Source organism: Parabacteroides goldsteinii DSM 19448 = WAL 12034 (assembly GCF_000969835.1).
GTDB lineage: Bacteria > Bacteroidota > Bacteroidia > Bacteroidales > Tannerellaceae > Parabacteroides > Parabacteroides goldsteinii.
In genome coordinates this window covers 959,576-980,814 of the sequence record NZ_KQ033912.1, presented here as the reverse complement: position 1 = coordinate 980,814, position 21,239 = coordinate 959,576, and the positions used below count along the sequence as shown (strand labels likewise).

Below are 21,239 nucleotides of genomic sequence, written 5' to 3'. Positions count from 1 at the left end.
AGACAATTGAATTGAAAATTGAGAATCGAAAATTGAAAATTACCTTTGGACGGATATAAGAACATTCTGCTACTCTTCATATTCAATCCCTGATTTTCAATTTCCAATTTTTAATTTTCAATTAACCGTGAGATTATTCCCTTCCGTATGTGACACAAATTCAGGTGCGTACAGGCATTGGATGGTACTTAGTCCTCCGGCATATTCACCGGTGCGGGACACGTAAACCGGATATTCGATCACGAAAGTTCCTTCCGGCAGGCGGCTGAAGAAGAAGTTTTCGGAAACATCCGTAGGCGACTGGTAATAGGCGACTCCGTCTCTGAACTGTGTCCCTGATAGCTGGTTGGCAGGTTCGAAACAGCCGGCGCGCAGGTCTTTCAGGAATACGTAATCCATTTCGCGGTCTGTCCGGATAGTCAGGCGTACGATTACTTTGTCTCCGACGCGGAGTTTTCCGTTTTCTACCGGTACAATTTGTAAGCCGCTGCCGCTATTGTTTTCGATGAATAATTTCTTTTCAACATTGAGTACACCTTTCTGTTTTTCTACTTTGTCGATGTTTTCGAAATACTGTTCGTAAACGGCTCCCCAGGCAGGCGTATTTCCTTCCTTCCGAATGGAAATGGAATTACTACCGGAAGAAATTTCTTTTTCATCCAGTACCACCTTCAGATAACCGGTTGCTGTTTCACCTTCAGCTGTGCTGTATGTTTTGCCGCCCCATGTTACGGTGCAGGTATTATTTTCATTCAGCCAGTCGTTTCCGGTCAGGATTAATGCGTAGATGGCATTCAGCGTTGCAGGAACAGATTCCCAGTTCTGCGTACGTTTCTGATTCAACAGCCATTGTTTCATACGGTCGGTGTCTTTCTTGTCTTGCGATAAGGTATTGAACACTTTCATCAGCAGACAATGAGTGTCGATCGGCGAAGTGAAATAACTGTTACCTCTCCGGTTATTGGCCCAATACATTCCCTGTTCGGCGGTCGTGGTGGCTGTTTTGCGCAACCAGGCCAATATCGTATTGGCAACTTCTTTTTTGCCGTTGCGGTACATCAGCAGGGCGATTTCGCCTTTTCCGTAAAGGGATTGTTCGTTCCAGGTCTTTTCTGCCTGCGTTGTATAGAAACGGATTGCTTCGCGGGCATCACCCAGTTCCGGAATGTCGCGGTAAGCGCTGCGGACATAGAGAAATTCGAGTTGCAATGCGTTCGGAACGCTGCTCTGCCATTTCTTGTTGTTCTTTTGCAGGCTTTCATAATCGGACTGCATTTGTTTGTCCAGGTATTTGAGCGCTTTCATCTGCATTTCCTTTTCCTGCTGTCCGTATTGTACGGCACTCATTTCAACCAACTGTGACATACCTTTCAGGATAGACAGTGTTATTTCGCGGCTTGCCGGGAAACCTTTGAACCAGCTCCATCCGCCATCTTCGTTCTGTAGCTTTACTATTTGTTGCATGGCTACTTCGCGTTGTTGTGCTGCCCGGTTCATATCAAACAACAGGGATAAACGCTGCTTTTGTTCCGTTTCATTCTCGGCAGCCAGCACCCAGGGAGTTTCTTCCAGCAGGATATTCTTCAACTCCTGATTCTTCTGGAGATTTGAATAAAGGGTAGAAGCGGTTCCGCCCTGTGCCTTCCACTGGCTGATTACTTTCTGGATACGCGGATTGGCTGTTGCGATATAATTAGCCAGCGTATTGCTATAATAAGAGGCGAACCAGGAAATGACATTGTCATTTGTCGGTTGGGTAAGCGTAGGCAAAGCCTGTACGGCATACCAGATAGGATTGCCTGTCAGTTCCAATGTCATTCTGAACGGATTGCGGCTGTCCGTCCCATTCTTTCCTGACAACCGGATTTGTTTTTCTCCGTTCTCCATCAGGTAGAAAGGTGTGCTTTCCGTTACCAGTATTTGGTTGGAGAGAACCGGAATCAAATGTTGTTCACCGTCACTGCCGGATTCGGAATCTGCTACGATGCGGCAACCAATCAGATTGGTGGTCTCCGGTACGCGGAAGGTCCATGAAGCGGTGGTGATGCTGTCGGCAGACAAGGTAAACGGCTTTTGCGATTTTGTCAGGCAGATAACCGGTTGGTCGGTTGCCGGGTCGAACAATTCAAGGCTGACACGTCCGTTGATAGTCGCTTTTGAATTGTTGATAACCTGTGTGCTGACGGATACTTCGTCACCCTGGCGCATGAAGCGTGGCAGGTTCGGTAATACCATCAACGGTTTGCTGCTGATGACTTCTTTGGTCAGCATGCCGTATTTCATGTCTTCCGTATTGGCCAGTGCCTGGAACTTCCAGGTCGTATTGCTTTCCGGTAACGTGAACTGTACCATGACGTCTCCCTCCTCATTCGTCAGTAATGACGGATAGAAGAAGGCTGTTTCGTTGAAGTTTTCGCGTATCTGGACAACTTGCTGCTCTGACATTCCCTTTTCAGCCGGAGCTTCGTCTGCCAGAGAGAAGACGGTCATGCCTGATTCCTCTACTTCATCGTCTGCAACCATTTCTACATTTCCGGTAGCGGTTGCAGCGTCATTCGTTCTGTAACCGATAACCTGTGCTTCAGCAGCGGCCATAGGGGCTGCCGACTTCATCATGATACCTCCGGCATACATTCCCCGGTTTCTGAAATTCATGATTCCTTGCCAGTTCAAACGGTCATATTGATAATCCGGAACATTGACATTTTTCGACTCTTCTGATTTATAAGCTGTCTTATCATCCATGCCGATGCCTCTGTTGAAAGAGGGGGCAGATAAGTAGAAATATCTTCTCGGATTGAAATTCCAGCTGAAGTAACCGGACGGTAATATCTTATCTAACGACGCGTCGTACATGCTGGCCAGCATTTCTGCCATAACAGGCATGGAGTCTGCATCTAAAATCCTGAATTTCCATGTTTCCTTATTGCCGGGTAGCAGATGGTCACGGAAAGTAATCGGTTTGATTGCCAATGAGAGATTCGGTTGTTGGCGTTTAATATCAGTTCGTGATGTATATAATTTGCCGTCTTTTACAAAGGTAAATTGTGCCACGACTCCTTCCCCGTAGCTTTCCATGAATGGGATACGGAAGAGATGGTTCTCATTACTCAGTACGATGCGTTTGCGTGAAATACATTGATTGTCCTGGTAAAGTTCATATAAAATATGTGCGTCTTTGTCGGATGTGCCAAACAATATCTTCGCCTCTTCACCGGGAAGACACCAGACTTTTTCATCTAACATCCAGGTATGCATGAATACCGGCGGTCTTTTGTCGCGTAAACTATATAGGATGAAATCCTGCTTTGTAGTAACCGGGCGTCCTTGTGAATCATTTGCATCCAGCTTGATCTGATAACGGCCGGAAGCTAGTTTGGCGAATACATTTTTATCAATCGTTTTACCGGATGTAAAATTACCGGTTGCCACCTGTTCTTTTACTTCGTATTCAATGATTCCGTATTTGGACGGTTTTTCGGTGTCGCCCAATCTGTTTATCGTATAAGTTCCATTCACTGTTATTTTTTCACCGTTCAGTGTTTGTGCCGATACGGAAGCTTTTACAGAATCTTTGTCGAGTTGTCCGGAAAGGTCGGTATTCAGGACAATACTAGATGTCCCGACAGAGAATACGGAAGTCGCTTCCTGGGTTTCACCATTGCTGTCGGTTAATGTGGCTGTGACCAGATAACTTTGATAGGCAGGGAGATTGCTACTAGATTTTTCCGGACGGAAACTGAAAGAGAATGTCCCGTCGCTGTTCACAGTAACCTGTCCTTCTGCTACTTGTTCATTAGAAAAACTACTGATGTAGCTACGTAACCAGAAGGGACGTTTGTTGATACGGTAAGTAATCTCTCCGCTTTGCAGGGAGATACCGGAAAAAGTCTGTGCCTTTCCCTGGATTGTCACCAGGTCGCCGAACGTAATTTCACCTTTTACGGGAAGTAAATCAATGAAGAAAGTGGGACGTTTGTATTCCTCTACACGGACATTTACACTTTGATATTCGGTAGACAGCGTGAACATTCCTCCAAGGGTTTGCTGAGGCAAAGTGAATTCACCGTTGAAAGAACCGAATTTATTCGTCTTGAACTCTTTGGTGGCCACTTCTTTCCAGTTCGCATCCCTGAGAGTTACTTTGAACGTTTCGCCTTCGATGGCATGAGGCTTGTCGGTCGTATTTGTGTAAGCGATTCCTTTGAAATACATATTTTGTCCCGGGCGGTAAAGTCCGCGGTCTGTAAACAAGGCCAGTTCCGGACGTTTTGTCTGGCTGATTTCCCGTCGTCCGTTCGGATAAACGGCTGTCAGCATTGTTTGTGAATCTCCCGGACGGGCCACTTGATAAGCCATCATATCGCGTTTATGTGGAAAGACAGCGATGCCGTCTTTATCTGTTTTTACGGTTCCCTGTGGTTGCATCTCACGGCGTTTTCCCGAATAATAAGTTACTGAGGCATCAGTGATTGGTTTGCCACTTAAATAATCGGTCACCAATACTTCCGTATTTCCATTTTGCATACTGCGCGAAATGGCAGCCAGGCGGCTTACCTCGAATAGATTGTTCGTTTTCAGATCCGTTCCGGGAGCGGTAATAACACATTCATACAATCCTGTCTGGTCCATCGGGATGACGAGGCTCGTATCCAGCTCGGTATAGGTATTCGGTACTTTTAATGAAAAAGTAACTTCTTTGACCAAGGTTCCCAAATTGTTTGCAGTATCCTGGGCATTATAATTAAGCGTCTGTTGCGGAGTTTTCAAACTCTTGTATATGCGGGCTGTGATTTGCCGGATATTTTGATATGTGAGTTTTAGAGTCAGTTTTTTTCCGGGATACACAGTATTGTCTGTGTTGACTTGCAGGAACGGGTTTTGCATATTGGCCAGCCTGTTTTTTATCAGGCCGATCCGTTCATAGTTCGGAAAACGGGCAATGGTTTCTTTGCAAAGTTCGTACTCGGCAGCTTTCAGAGAATCCATATTGGCTTCTGTTCCATATCCGTAAAATCCGTTATTCAGTTTAGCGGCAATAATTTCCACAGAATAGTCTTTATTACCGTAGATAGCTAACAGGCTATCCAGTGCGGATGTATAATTTTCTCTTGCCTGTTCGGAATAGCGGGTGGTATATTTGAATCTCAGATAGTCCAGGTTGGCAAGCATGGCTGCTTTTTTGTCCGGTTGCGTGTTCAGATAGGCAATAAGTTCTTCATATATCTCTGTGGAAGGAGCGATATCAAGAGCACGGAACGCTAGAAAGTCATATAATGTAGGGCGTAGGGCTGGCGTGTCTTTTCCAGTCTCCAGTATGGCTTTGAAATCGGATACCGGTGTTTCCTGCAATAGCTTCGCCGGTTGCAGGGATGCAGTCAATTCTTCCTTTATCTTATTCGTGAAAAGGTTTGAAGTCCATTCGCGGATATCTTCGGGAACGTATCCGGCCAGGTCGGTCCGCTGATTAATCTTCCAGCGGTTCATCGTATAATACTGATTGTACATTTCGGCAACCATCGAATGGAGTACGGCTGTAGAAGCCGGTTCTTTACATTCGGCCGCATAGTTTTCTACTTCCTTAATAAGTTTGGGGAAGTCATCGTCATTCACATCCAGTTGTTCTTTCATCCGGCTGATCAGCGCTTTGATGAGTTGCGGTGTATTTTTACCTTGAATAGCCTCGGTAATCATTTTGCTTTCATTTTTAGGTTGTGCCGCATTTGTATACATGATAACCGCTGAAATACAGCATAGTATCAGGGCGGAAACAATAATAGCTTTTATCTTCATATCTATATGGGTTTACATGTTAAACAACGTTCTTTGCTATATAGATACAAAGAAAGGGTAAAAAGATGTAAACTGTTTGTTAATAAGGTGTAATAATGAATTGGCGTGGTAAAAAGCAATGAGGTCCTCATAAACATTCACGAGGGCGTCAAAAATATTTATGAGGCCCTCGTGAACAGGAAACTATCTGTACTTTCTTTTATTTCTTGCGAACGTAAGTCAGGAATGTGTACGGATAAGCATGTTTTGCATCAGCTGGGAATTCCTGGCGTTCCACTTCTTCCCATAAATCCCAGTTTACGACCGGGAAGAAAGTATCGGCATCTTTAAACTCACCATGTACACGGGTGATGTACATTTTGTCTGCGATGCGTAAAGCCTGACGATACACCAATGCACCGCCGAGGATGAATATTTCATCTTCTTTTTCACAGATATCCAGTGCCGAACCCATTGATTCGCAGGCGAAGCAGTTTACAAAACCTGCTTCCGGCAAAGTGGTCAGGACTACATTCTTCCGATTTGGAAGCGGTCCTTTGGGCAGAGATTCGAACGTTTTACGTCCCATGATTACGGCGTGGCCGGTTGTCAAATCTTTAAAACGTCGCATATCGGCAGGCAGACGCCATAACAACTTGTTGTTTTTACCAATCGCATTGTTCTCTGCAATAGCGGCAATGATTGAAATAGTACTCATAAACTTATCGATTTATTAGTAATGTGTATACTCTCTCTTTAATTTTCAATTCTCAATTTTCAATTCCCTATACCGCCACTTCTCCTTTGATATGGGGATGCGGGTCATAACCGGTCAGGTTGAAATCTTCGTATTTGAAATCGAAGATGTTTTTTACGTCCGGATTTATTTCCATCCGGGGAAGAGGACGCGGTTCGCGGGTAAGCTGAAGCTTTACCTGTTCGAGGTGATTGCTATAGATATGAGCATCCCCCAGCGTATGAACGAAATCTCCGGCTATAAGTCCTGTCGCTTGTGCCATCATTTGTAATAATAATGCGTAAGAAGCAATATTGAAAGGTACGCCCAGAAATATATCCGCACTGCGCTGATACATCTGTAAACTCAGGCGTCCGTTCGCCACATAAAACTGGAAGAACGCATGACAAGGCGGGAGGTTCATATTATCCAGGTCACCCACATTCCAGGCACTGACAATGATCCGTCGGGAATCCGGATTATGTTTGATCGTTTCGACAGCTTCGCTGATCTGGTCGATAGAACCACCTTTATAGTCCGGCCACGAGCGCCACTGGAAACCGTAGATATGTCCCAGGTTCCCGTCGGGGTCTGTCCATTCATTCCAGATACGCACTCCATGTTCCTGCAAATATTTTGCATTGGTATCCCCTTGAAGGAACCAGAGTAATTCATAAATGATAGACTTCAGATGCAGCTTCTTCGTCGTAAGCAGAGGAAATCCCTCTTCCAGATTGAATCGCATTTGATGGCCGAAAATACTTTGTGTACCGGTACCTGTACGGTCTTCCTTCCTCACTCCCTCGGCTAATACGCGATTCAGCAATTCTAAATATTGTTTCATTTTTATCTCTATAGTAGCTTACAAAAGTACGAAAGTGATTTGTATAAAACAACAGGTAATTTTTTTTATGTTCTTTTCTCCTGGTTCTTTAGTAAGAAAATATAGCTCACATTTGATAATAAATGAACCATTCATAGCTCGTATGTTTGCCAACAGTTGTGCATAACAGTTGTGTCAGCGTGGTGAAATTGTCATCGAATGTTCTCTCATAGGTTACTGGCTATTATATTAAAAGCTACTATCAGCTAGTTTATTAGTAGTTAGTTAGTGTTACTGGCCTGTACGGAGGAATTGAATACGGTGTACAGGGTAACCAACTACGGTGTACAGGGTAGCGGGATGAGGTGTACACCCTAACCGACTAGGGTGTACAGGGTAACTTTACAGGGTAAGCACTTAAGAGACAATAGGTAAGGAGGTATGTAACAGTACCTCCTTTGTCTATTTATAAGAGATGAAAGAACTAATTTAAAAAGTCACATTGCCGGATGACAGGTAACGATAACTGATGCCGGCATTGCCGGAACGGAAAGAGATTCATTTTTAACCTCCATTGAGTGAGTCCATCGTTCTGTAAACTGCCCTCCAATAAAGTTTTCAAACTTCACCTTTCAGATTTCAGGATAGATAACTGATTGAAAAATAGCGGATCCGCCTGAAGGATGCCTTACACAGGAAGTAGATTCCGATAAGTAGGTATCCGTTCGCCAACGAATAGTTATCCGTTGGCCGGCGGGAAGTTATCCGTCCCAAAAGCATAGATGTTCCGAATTATCAAGACTGCTTTTGGGATGACAAGTGTATATATTTGAAGACAAAAGTCTTCTATTTTGCCGGCAGCTATTTAACCTTGAATTCTCGTATACATTTTTTAGCAGTTTCCTCCCTTCAGCCGGACATATTGAAAAACATTCTATCCAGAACATCTGAAAGCTGAAGGTAATAGTCTGCAATTCATAAGGAGGGCGAATCGGATAACAAACAGACTTGTATTATAGACTCTTGTATTTGATTCCGGGAATAGTTGTTTTCCGATTATAGAAATCGTTGAACCTACTTTTCCCTTGATCTTTTGGTTACTGACAAATCTTGAACCAACCCGTATCTCTGTTAGCATGTTGAACTGATTTATTTGATGGGAGGTGACAAAATGATAATCGGGAGATGTAGTCATAGTGTGCATATTACATTTATATAAATGCAAATAATTTTTTATTATACTGCTTGGAGGTATGGATAATTTTGGATATATATTTATTAATATTAAAGTACAGGTACGTTAGTTTTATGTACTTACAGAACACTCCCGTTGAGTAAAAAAAGATGCTTTAACAAATAGGCTGAATCCTTTGTGTGGAATATGAATCAAGGGCGGAGGTCGAATTTCGAATGACTAAAAAAAACGTTCCTTTTTTTCTTGCAGCAAAAATACGCATTCCTTTTGAACCTGCAATTCTTTTCAGAACTTTTTTCACTTTTCTATCTGCTTTCTTATCAGTACGATACGAAAACAAGGACAAAATACCCACTTCCTGTTACAAAAGTAAAAGAATCTTAAACGCGTGGCGAGAAAAAAGGAACGTTTAAACTCGCCAAATCGGTAATCGATGAGTAAAAAAGATGCCTATATACAGGCATTTAACAGTTCCCCTGAAATGCTTTTTCTTGTGTCCTACGGGTTTAGGCGGTTGAAATGAGCTAAATGGACGAAAAATAGTCAATTTGAGTATAGATCATAATTTTATTAATTAAATGTTTTACGTATGAGAAAAAGTACTTTGGTAAAAGGCGGGTCGGCCGCTCTTTTATGTGCTATGGCTTTTTATGGCTTGTCTCCGATGCTGAATGCAGCAGATGCGGACTATGCTAATATAAAAGCGAAATGGTATGATGGTGTGAGCACCGAAGCTGCGTGGGATGACGAATCGACACTGGTTGGTGAAGGTTTGTATAATTTCAAGCCACTCGACAAGGTGAATGTACACAATCATTGGGAAGCTAATTCAACTTCTTATGGTAACTATGAGTCGTTGATCGATTTCACAAAGATGAATGCAGGTTTAATGAACGGTGCTTTCGTGACCTTCTTCAATCTGGATGACAGTGATACTCCAAACTATTTGAAGCCTTTTACCGGAAAGTATCTGGAAATGGCTTATTCGGATATTAAGAATCACGAAGAAATGAACACTGCCGAATATCTGAAATTTACAGATGATAAAGGCAATACGGGTTTGGGTATTTATCAGAATCAGACAGCCAGTTCACGTGTAGACTTCCTGTATAGCACTAAAGGCTTGACAGGCGTTGAAAGCGTTGAAATGGACGTTCGTGCTTTTGGTAATGTTGATTTGGTAAATCGTAAGATCGACTGGACATATGACGTATATGTTTATGATATGTCTGGTGAATATGTTGGTCAGATGGTTAGTGACCGTGCAATTTTCACGGCAAGCAATCATGAAGTAGCTACAGCGCATACACATCATATTAAAGCGCATGTTTCTGATGCTGATAATACAAATGCTAATTCCTGGCAACAAGGTTCTCTGGATAACAAGATCATTCTTGTTATGTTCAAGGGAGCTAAATCGGTTGCTGACGATGCAGTTTCTTCTACAGGCTCAAAGAACACAGAACCGTTGACAGTATTTACAAATGCTCGTTTGGCGTTCAATCGTCCTGATGTTGCTTTTGGTGCTGCAAATACGAAAGTGTTTGAAGCGGGTGCCGGACGTAATACAGCTTGTGCTGCTGACACGTTGGTTACAAATGTGGAGTTCTGGAACACATTGTATGAAAATAATAAGACTAACAATGAATATACGGCTACTTTCAGTGGTGTTGATCGTGATGGTCTTTATGCAGCAGACAGAGATCCGAAAGAAGAACTGGCATATTACGAATTGAATGTTGAATATCCATTTATTGCTGATGAAATGGAAATTTCTCAGGAAGGTGATTTGACAAAAGTTCAGGGTTGGATTTCTTTGGATCAGATGGTTGCTGACGGTAAGATCGGTAGAACAGGTACACCTGGTAAGGATAAGAAAGTTACTTATCTGATTCCTCGCGAATTCTTCGTTCAGACGGATGCTACAGAAGACCGCGATTGCAAATCAAGCGCTCGTTTCACTTACTACTTTGCTCCGCAAGAAGTAAAAGCATTTGACAAGGATAATTATATCTGGTCTACAATCACAGCTGAAGCTTCAGATACAGCTCGTTACGAACTTCAGGGTTCTTCTATTCCTGAATATAGCGAGTTGAACGATCTTCATTTCGACGAATATCTGGACTTTAAGACTGCTAAGGTTAGCTTCAAGAACTTACCTTACTTCAATTCGGTAATCGGTCGTACAGACAATTATACTTTATCGGAAGATCTGTTCGGTGGATTGACGTTGGAAAATCGTACCAAAGCTCCGAAGCATTCAACAGGCCGTTATGATGACGACGTGAATCTTAAGGGTTGGAAGATCGTCTTCATAAATGAAGAAGGTAAGAAGGATTCAACTTATTACGAAGGACGTTTCTTGCCTATGTCTCTTTACGGATATAGCTATACCGATTGGAAAACATGGTTGGAAGCAAATGGTTGCCCTGACTGTTGTATCGAAGACGGTCCTGAAGAAGTTGGTAACTATGCAGAAGTCGATGTAATTGATTGTGACGGTAATATCAACAAGAATATCATCAGTATCAATGCAATCTTCAAATATCACCGTGGTGATGTAAACATCGGTGACGACGAGTCTAAATATGTAAATGAAACATATACAATCGCTCCGCGTCTGGTTTACGATGCTTCTGTTGCAAGATATAATGTAAATGAAGATGTACTGTCTGGTACGACTTATACTTACAGCGGTCAGGATCTGATCAACAAAGTAGGTGATGCAGTTTACTCAGGCCCGATCAAGATCTTCGGTAACAATACATTCGTATGGTTCCAGGATACCGACCAGTCTCTGTTAAGCCACGCTATGGGCGTAATGAGCTCTGAATTATTGAAATATTTTGAAAAGATCGACCGTAAGGACTTCTTCTTCGCTCCGTATGATGAGTGGGATGGTTACAAATATGAGTCAAGACCTCACACTGTGAAGGTATTTGCTACAGGTTTGAAACCTGATGTAGAAGGTGGTACAGTTGCTTCTATCAAGATCTTCAAAGAACAATTCTCTAAGACTGAAGGCATTGACGATGCAGTTTATCATACAAATGCATTCATGTTCTCTGCAGAAAGCCTTGATTTTGCAAAAGTATATGTGAAGAAAGGTTCTCAGGAAAAACCGATCGAAGAATATAATGGTGCCGTATTCGGTAAGTTTATCGGTATGAGCGTTGGCGATACTCTGGTTTACAAGGTTGACCTGGATGACGACTATGCAGTACAGTATGTAGAAGAAACAGGTCTTGACATGACTGTTAAGTATGTACCTTACAATGACGTGAACCTGGTTCCGATCGTTGCTGAAAGCTGGAACTCTTGTTTCGAAGGTACTCCTAATATCTTCCACCATGTAGCTCAGTTCGGTGCAACTACAGCTAACAATAAGGGATGGAACGAATTCTATACATTCGGTACTACCGACAGAGGTTTGGTAACCACAATGAATGCAGATAAAGTGATCGGTTCTTATACCAGCTTCTATTCATTCCTGACTCAGCAGTTCGGTTCTTGCAACACTTGTGGTGGCGGTAGTCTGCCAACTTTGAATTCTTCCAGCAGTTCAAGTGAAAACTGGGTTCCTGCTCCTAACTTCATCTATAACGAAATGTTCCGTAAGGATTACAAGACCCGTTATGTAAATACTTGCTATCCGGTACGCGACGGTCAGTTCATCATCGCAGGTTTGAACATCGTTGATCCGGTTGACATGGAGGTATTCTCTAACAAGAAAGGCGCATTCGAATATGAAGTAACAGTTCTGGGCGACATGAACGGTGAGGCTTATGGTAGAGTAGATACAGTAGGTACTATGGTTCAGATTTCTCCGAACAAATACGGTGAAGTATTGGCTCTCGTTTCTGCTAAGTTCGATCCGAAAGATCGTAACGGTATTGAAATGACTATCGATACGATTACCAGTGGTTCTGAAAAGGGCATGTGGGCTCGTTACTATGCGAAAGACTCTATCCGTCTGGCTCCGCAACAGCATGGTGCCGACGTAGAAAAGTATAACCGCGTATACTTCTTCGACCTGGATGATTACAAACATAATCTGACAGTTAACGACCAAAGATGGGCTGATCTGGGTGTTTGGGCTCCTTACGGAATCAATGTAAACGATACGCTGACAGCTGGTATCAAGGGTGACGTGAAAGTTCCTGAAGTATGGTTCAGTTCTGACGCTGCCGGTAAGAATAAGATTGATGCCTTCCAGTTCGGTGTTGTAAATGGTGGTGCTTCTAAAGATTCTGTATTCTATATCCAGGGTCGTGACCTGCCTCATTACGGTACTACTGTAAGTGGTGAAGAATCTAAGATAGAACAGGAAATCAACTTGTTGAGTGCTTCTGACTTGTTCACATTCGGAACAAACAAAGCAAAAGAAGTGAAACTGTTCATCCGTGAGAAATCTATGGAACTGGCTGCAACAGCAGAAGAAAATCCTTATACATTCAAGGGTGGTGAAAACGACCTGGTGAACGATGTTCTTCGTGGCGACGTAGCTGCTAAGATCGATGTTCGTGCAACTCCGAATGTAGAAGATCTTTGCGATGTAGAAAACGCATTGTCTCTGTCGGCTGTATGTGATGTACAGAAGGATTTGCCGCTGGCATTCACTGCCGGTCTTGAAATGCCGTATATTAAAGATATGGAACCAGGTGATGTAGGTGGTAGCGATGCTCGTATCAAGTGGACAGCCACTCCGGGTGCTCAGTACTATCAGGTTGCTGTAGGTCGCTTCACTCCGAAGTACACTTCTGAAGATGTATTTATGTCTGAAGTACGTGCTGACGATGCAAGCAAGACTATCTGGGTTGAATTGTTCAACGCAACAGGTGATGTGATCCACCGTGATAACAAAGTAAACTACTGGTTGGAAGTAACTAAAGAATATACAGATGCAGCAGGTAAACCGCAGAAAGAAGTAACTAAGGTAAGTGTAGACAACTTCGAATTGCAGGGTAATACGCAGCCGATCGACAGAAACTGGGGTTATGCTCCGATTGCCCACCAGATGGACAACATGGAACTGACTACAGACATCACGAAACCGGTTAAATATACGATCCGCCTGATGGAAGGATTCCAGACTGATGCACATCAGATCGATATCTATCTATTCGATACTCCTGCAACATGGATGGTTAGAAAACCTGTTCCGGGTATGCCTATCAACGGTGGTGAGTTCAATACAGGTGACTGGAGAACAGAAGTAGGTTCATTGCCTACAGCATATTACGAATGGCAGGATGATATCAACTTCGACGGTGAAGAATCGTTCAAGGTTTCTGCAACATCCACTTCAATAGCTGTTCATAACCTGATCCCGCAAACTGCTTACACGGCACGTGTACGTGCATTCAACGAATGTGTAGGTGGTGAAGAAATGATTCCGTCGGAAGATTATTATGACTTCGCTACATCTAAGACTGCTACCTCTACAGGTGACATCTACTTCGATGAAGCTGACGAACATGATCCGGTATCCAACGAATCAATCAATACAACTGACGTAACAGTTCTGGGTGGCCAGGGTAAGGTAACGATCCTGAATGCTGCTAACAAGAATGTTGTCATCAGCAACGTATTGGGTCAGACAATTGCTAACACGACAATCAATTCCGACAATGTTACATTCAATGCTCCGGCAGGAATCGTAGTTGTAGTAGTTGATGGAACAACAGTGAAGGCTGTCGTTAAGTAAGACAATGAATAACTATTGATATAAAGAAGTTTATAATCAATAATTTAAAATAGATAACCGCGCGGCGGCAGTAGAGGCGTTGCTTGCAATGCCTCTATCTGGCACCAACTAATCCGTGAGGACGAAAAAGCGGGTATTAATACTAAAGTAATGAAATATAAATTCTTCCGCCCTAGCTCTGTGAAGAATGAAAGCGGATATAAACCCTGGCGGAGTTTCTTTTGTCAGGGTTTATATTATGTTATATAACTTGATTATAAGCACTTACTATCTATTGATTGAAGTATAAACTAATAAAAATAATAGCGTATGAAAAAAGTATACTTGATCGATGTGAGTAGGCGACTACTTATATTCGTGCTACTATTGGGAGGGTATATTACACAAGCGGCTGCAGCAGACATTTATGTCCCCGTAAAAGATGTCCTGTCATATTATGAAGGAACCAGTGACGCTAATGCGGAGCAGTTAAAATCCCATATCCAAAGTTTATTGCAGGGAGTTGTCGATCAGAGTGATCAGGCAGCGATTATATCCGATGTTACTATCAGAGGTAACGGTGGGGATCAGACCGGTGATTTGGTGGCAGGAAGTTATAACTACACTTTTAAAGTGACTTCCACCAGTTCCATTACGTTAAATTTTGAACGGACGATCGGTACAGGGAATATAAATCCTGCAACTCTGTTCGGCGAACTGGATCATGATCAGGTAGTTGTATCAAATGCTATCGAGATCAAAGCCCGCCAGGCAGTCGGTGATTTGAAATTCCCGGCTAACTGGGGTAATTATGTGTATGGAACATCTGTTAGTGATTTGCATTCTAAAATACAGGTGCTCGATATGCCCGGAGTTTCATTTAATGATGCTTCGGTTTTTCTGGTTAAAGACGGTGTTTCCGTTCAATATACCGGAAATAATATGTTGGAAGCCGGAAAGTATGATGTGGTTATTACATTTCCTCCGACAGATCAGTTTGCTTATGAACCCGGTTTGACCAATTGCACCAAGCAGGCGACAGGTTCTTATATTTCAACCAAGCAACTGATTGTAAAAGAAAAGCCGATCGATAATACGGTATTCCCTGTGTTTGCGGAAAAGGTTGGAGGCTTAGGCGAACTGGATCCGGCATCCAATCTTAATTTGAACCGGATAAAGAATCTGATCAGGAATAATATAACTTCATCCGATGATTTTATTTCCGAGATAAAAATATATTCAGGTAATGGTTTCACCAGTGAAATAACTACGGGGCGGTTAGTTCCGGGTAATGTATATAGTTATCGCGTGGTGCTTCTACCGAATTATGGTGCAGGCAGCAATGTCTCTGCCGGCGTAGGTGGAGCAAGCGTTTCTTTAAATACTACTGAATGGAGCTATGATATTGTAAGCGCGATTGCGATTGGGAAAAACACGTTACAGGTGAAGCTACCCGATTTTGTTTCAAGCCCGATCCGTATTGGCGACTATGCTGATAACACTGCTACGGCTACGATGCTGAAACGTCTGATTCAGGATATAAATCCGGAGATGGTGGACCAAAACCTGGTTCCTCAGGTTGAGGTAACTGGTGGTACGGTATCTTCCGGTATGGCAGATAACACCTATCTGGGTTATAAAGTGACAGTTCAGGGTGATCTGGCTCAGACAAATTTGAATTTTGTAACAAATGGGAATGTCTCATCTGCTAATCTGGTTGTAAATGGAAATGTTTGTACGTTTAGTAACTCTCTGTTATTCGTAACAACATTGCCAACCACCCATTCTTTGATTTATCCGGGTAACTATCAGATCGACTACGAAAAAGATATGCTGCCGAATGCGGTCATCCGCCGTATCAAGAGCGATCTGTTGGTTCGTAATGCCGGCGTTTTAGGAAATGAAACGTTCGTTGTTCGTTTGATCAATAATGACCTGAGCAATAAAAATGCGATAGCGGAAACAGACGATTCGTTCGGTTATAAGATCATCATCACGAAGAGCGCAACCTTGCAGGAAATAGAAATTCCGACTAATCAGCGGATCAATATCGTTGATAAAGGTACGACAATCGAGATCACTTATTCTAAAAGCATTGCTATCGTTCCCCGTCCGGCGATCAATTTTACATTCGGTGAATATACCGTTCAGTATGTGAAGGATATGACCCGGGAACAGGTTGCGGATAAGGTTCGCGAATATATCTATATGGCAAATCCGTACAATATTGAGTACATAGAAAATGTACAGATCACGAACTCCCGTATCAGGGAAAATATGGGTACGGCTACTTACCGGGTAACGTTAAGTGGAGACCTGGATGCCCTGTTCTCTGAAGTAACAGTGAACGGACAGCCGCATAGCCCGACAACGTTTGAAGGTACAGTAAATATCACGCCGCGTCCGATCGCAAAAGTGAAACTTTACAAATATGAGTTCAAGAAAGAAGGCGCTTCCAATGAAATGATCGAAAAAGCGATCATGGCTGACCTGCTTTTGAAGAACCCGGATATGAAGGGGGCTTATATTTCCAGCGTAACATTGGTGCCGGCAATCGGTAGAGATCTTTACTCTTATACGGTAGTATTCAATCCGAATGATAATATTCAGAAGATTGAAGTAACGAATGAAGATGGAGGTCTTATCATCCCGATAGAATTGTTCGGTTATACAACAGCTACTTATCTCCGTTCCGTACGGTTGACCGATAACGGCCAGTCGCTGGCTGAATATCCGCTTCCGATCAATGTGCAACTGCCATTGTGGGAACGTCCGTTCGGACAGACGGCCGATGAGTATGCACTGGCTCTGCTGAGTGACTTCAGACTGACTCCGGGTGCTGACCGTGTAACGGTTCCCGACCTGAATAACTGGGGCGTGAAGACCTATCTGATCAACAACGAAACTTCTACAGGCGATGTTCCGGTGCGTATTGCCGGCGAAAGCTATCCGCAGGTTTCCGACTTGTATGGTTACGAAGTGGTGACAAGTTCAAATACTCAGTTCTCGGAATACTATACATTAAATTATACAGCACCAAGCAGTATCCATCTGACTAAAGACGGTAATGATGTAATTGCGAAACTGGCTCTCCGCATCGTGAAAGCGAAACGTACGCTCACTTTGCCGGAAGTAAATGTGACTTATAGGGATATCAATACAAAAGTAGCTTTACTTGACTCTGTAAAGAAGGCTGTATTGGAAGACCCGGCAAACGAAGAGTTTTTTGAACTGGTAACAAAGACGGGTGTTAAGCCTCTGAAGAGTTTCACCGTTACTATTAATAATATAGAAGAAGAAGGAACAACCGCTGTTAAGACATATACTTATTCGGTTGCATTCGTTCAGAAGGTAACTGATAATATCGAAATAAGAGAAACCGGTGCGAAGACATTGGTCGTAAATGCAGCTCCGGTTGTATTCACTTTCCCGACGGATATCTCTTATCGTTACGGAAAACGCAAGGTTGCTATCGAAGCAGACATCCTCAGTCAGTTCCTGGCTGCCAACGAAGGTTTGTTGAGTAGTTATGCTTGTTTTGAAAATCCGGCCGACCTTTTCAAGGTAATGCTGACAACAGCTGATTGTCAGGCTGAAGCAACGGAAACGATGCCGAAGAACGGTGATTACGGTTACAGAGTGGATGTGCTCGACCCGGCATTGTTGTCAAACTTCCAGCTTGATAATCAATTCGGAAGCAACTTCCATAACGTACAGAATTCTGTGCAGATCGGTCAACGTAAACTGACTATTACTTTGCCTACTTATCTGGCTGCAACAGCTGAAGAAGAAACTGCAGCGAAAGCTGTGTTCACCTTCGGTAAGGCGACAAAAGCCCAGATCGTTCAGCAGATCTATGATGATATCGTTGCTCTGAACGGAAGTAAGATCAAGAGTGACTATACATTGGTTGTCGACCTGGTGACAGCCAAAGCTCAACTGGATAAACAGAATCCGGTAATCGGCGAATATGACTATACGGTAGATCTGACATCTGCCGACTATACCTTCGTTTATGCAATTGAAGGTGTGGAAGTTACAACAGAACCTGATACCGAGGTTATTACTGCCGTTAAGGCTGTGAAAGTCGTTGCTCCGGGTGTTGTGGTGACATTCAACGAGAAAGAGCTTAAGGGTATCTGGACGATTATGAGCGGTGCTCCTGTTTACGATCTGACTAACCTGACGCTGGCGGCTGATGATTACGGTTTTAGCCTGGTTTCCCTGGTGGAAGATCCGGAAATCCCGACCGCTGCAATGACGAAAGCCCGTTGGGATAAGCTGTTCAGTACGAATAAACTGCACTGGGCATTGTACCGCAACGATAAACTTCAGTTCCACGGCAATACGTTGAACAGTGTATTGGTTGACTCAATCAAAAATAATGTAACTCAGGGAACATTCAAACTCCGTATCATAGACGCTTCTACTTTGAAGGCTGCTATCGGTAACTTTGAAATCCAGCTGGATACCGATCTGGCTAACCTCAAAGTGACTCCGGCAACCGTAGAAGTGAAAGCTGCAAAGGATACGTATACAAAAGTATATGGTACAGAGGTAACAAAAGACTCCGACCTGAATGCAAAACTTGTATTTGCAACAGAACCGAAGCTGACTGCTGCAAAATTGCTGGCAGACAAGAATGTAATTGACTTGTTCGAAACGCTTCTGCCGAGTGAGGTTAGTGTCTACGCAGCTGATGCTCCGGTAGGAGACTATCAGATCCGTGCAGTCGATGCAATGGTGAAAGAGATGCTTACTCCGGTTATCGGTGTTAAGTTCACCGCCAGCGAAACGCAGGCAAAAGTAACTGTGACTCCGGCTCCGTTGACAGCAGCAGATTTGACTATCACTCTTTCTGTAACCCGTGAATATGGGGAAGATGCAACAGATGCCGACGTTTATGCCGCTGTGACAGGTGAATTATCTGACGCATTCCAGGCAGAGATCAGCAAATTGCTGAATGCAGAAAATGTGAACCGTACAAGTTGGTTGGATTTGTCGGGTGTTAATAAGAAAACAGACGTTGGTACGTATGAATTACGTCTGACTTCTTCGGCTGCCGCACAGATTGCAGCATTGCTTCCGAACTTCGATATTACAGGTGCTACTATTGTTAATGCTGGTCTGACGGTTACGAAGGCTCCGCTGACAGTACGTGCGAAGAGTTATAGCCGTCCGTATGGCGGTGGTAACCCGGATCTTGAAATCGAATATATCGGTTTGAAGAATAATGAATATGAAAATCTGGCAGACGTATTCTCGGTAATGCCGAAGATCGCTACGGATGCTAAATCCGATTCACGTGGTTCTTACGACATCTACTTCACGACAGAAGGTGTTGCACGCAACTATACGGTAACGCACGAAAACGGAACATTGTCTATCGACAAGATCCGCCGTACGATCATCTGGCCGTACGATCAGCGTAATCTGGTAATCCCGGTTGGCGAAACGGTAGAATTGTCTGCTTACCTGAAATCGGAAGCCGACGGCAAGCCGTCTATCAATGATATCCGTTACGAACTGTCGGGCAACGACCGCGAACGTGTTATCCTGTCTGAAGTTGCCAGAGGCAAGTATGCTGTAACAGGTCATGTACGTACGGAAGGCGACGATTATGTAACCATCACGGTATATGCCGACGGTGACGATACATACGAAGATGCAACTCCTGTAACAGGTACGATCAAAGTGATCGCTCCGGAAGGTGACGCAGCTAAAGTAAACGTGATCGTTTCTAACGTAACAAGTATTTATGACGGCAATCCTAGAACTGTCAGCGTGAAGGTGACCGACGTAGAAACAGGTGAAGAAGTGAAAGACTTCAGTATCTATTATGAAGGCGACCAGCTGGGTTCAGTACCGACAACTTATCCGTCATCACAGGATGCTCCGACAGATGCCGGTGTATATACTGTAACGGTGAAGGCTACACTCGGTTCTGTCACTTATGCTTACACCGCTAAGAATAAAATGGTGATTGCTCCGAAAGCCGTGGTGGTAACAGCCCGTAGCTTCGACATCAAGTACGGCAATGAATTGCCTTCTTATGCGAATGCTTACGATTACAATAAGAATGACTTCCTGAATGGCGAAGACTTCAAGGTGGGACAGGCTCCGGTTGTACGTATTGAAGCATACAACGGCAAGGCCGGTTCTTATAAACTGACTCCGTATTCGGCACAGGACTTCGGTCACAATTATGTGGTTACTTATGTTTCCGGATTCCTGAAAGTCAGCAAAGCTGCTTTGACGATCCTGGCAGATAATAAGGAATCGGTTTACGGCAAGGAGCTGGAAGAACTGACTTATACAGCTACAGGTTTCGTGAAAAGTGAGACGTTGAAAGATCTTGGTTTCGCTCCGCGTATCAGCTCGACTGTTACAAGAACATCAGATGCAGGAGTTTATCCGATCACATTCTCTGATAACTATACTTCAGACAACTACGAAGTTTCTTACGTGGACGGTAAATATTCTGTTATCGCCGCTTCGCAGAAGATTACATGGAATCCGGAAAGCGTGATCGACGTAGAAGGTGGAGATGTTATTCTGACCGCTTCTGCTTCAAGTAAACTTCCTGTAACATTCAATTCGTCTAACGATGCAGTAGCCTATGTGAACCAGATTGGAGATGCATGGATTCTGACTCCGGTTACTTCCGGAACCGTAACGGTTACAGCTATGCAGCATGGTAACAAGAACTATAACGCAGCTGAACCTGTAGTGGTAACATTCCTTGTAGACGACGAATATCTGTCTGTCGATAACGAAAAGATCACAGTAACAGACTACATCGAAGTATATCCGAGACTGTTTACCCATTCTGTAACAGTGGCCGCTCCTTCTGAAATCAAGCAAGTTGAATTGCTGTTGATGAACGGTACGTTACAGAAAGTAATTCGCAAACCGGGATCTGTTATTGATCTGTCATCGTTTGGATCAGGTATCTATCTGCTCAATGTAACATTGGAAGACGGAACCTTCAAATCAGTGAAGATCATTAAGAAGTAACCTGTAAAAC

General features: G+C 43.4%; 5 protein-coding genes. 2 read left to right on the top strand and 3 right to left on the bottom strand.

The features are described 5' to 3' along the window. Positions 1-117: 117 nt before the first annotated feature. The 3 genes from HMPREF1535_RS03805 to HMPREF1535_RS03795 all read right to left on the bottom strand — a co-directional run bounded on the left by HMPREF1535_RS03805 (position 118) and on the right by HMPREF1535_RS03795 (position 7,352). Entirely contained in the window at positions 118-5,793 is a 5,676-nt protein-coding gene (locus tag HMPREF1535_RS03805; RefSeq protein WP_046145352.1) for an alpha-2-macroglobulin family protein, read from the bottom strand. Positions 5,794-5,992: 199 nt separating this feature from the next. Then, positions 5,993-6,490 carry a dihydrofolate reductase gene (locus HMPREF1535_RS03800; RefSeq protein ID WP_007654866.1) on the bottom strand — a complete coding sequence of 166 codons (498 nt, stop codon included), beginning with the start codon at positions 6,488-6,490 and terminating at the stop codon, positions 5,993-5,995. A 67-nt stretch (positions 6,491-6,557) separates the two neighbouring features. Beyond that, complete coding sequence (locus tag HMPREF1535_RS03795) at positions 6,558-7,352, bottom strand: thymidylate synthase (RefSeq protein ID WP_046145351.1); 795 nt, start codon at positions 7,350-7,352, stop codon at positions 6,558-6,560. Between the two features lie 1,763 nt (positions 7,353-9,115). Between HMPREF1535_RS03795 and HMPREF1535_RS03790 the strand changes: the two genes are divergently transcribed. Together HMPREF1535_RS03790 and HMPREF1535_RS03785 are read left to right on the top strand one after the other, a co-directional pair. Beyond that, positions 9,116-14,233 (top strand): DUF6383 domain-containing protein, encoded by a 5,118-nt coding sequence (locus HMPREF1535_RS03790; protein ID WP_046145350.1) that lies wholly within the window; start codon positions 9,116-9,118, stop codon positions 14,231-14,233. Positions 14,234-14,542: 309 nt separating this feature from the next. Next, complete coding sequence (locus HMPREF1535_RS03785) at positions 14,543-21,229, top strand: MBG domain-containing protein (RefSeq protein WP_046145349.1); 6,687 nt, start codon at positions 14,543-14,545, stop codon at positions 21,227-21,229. Positions 21,230-21,239: the final 10 nt, after the last annotated feature.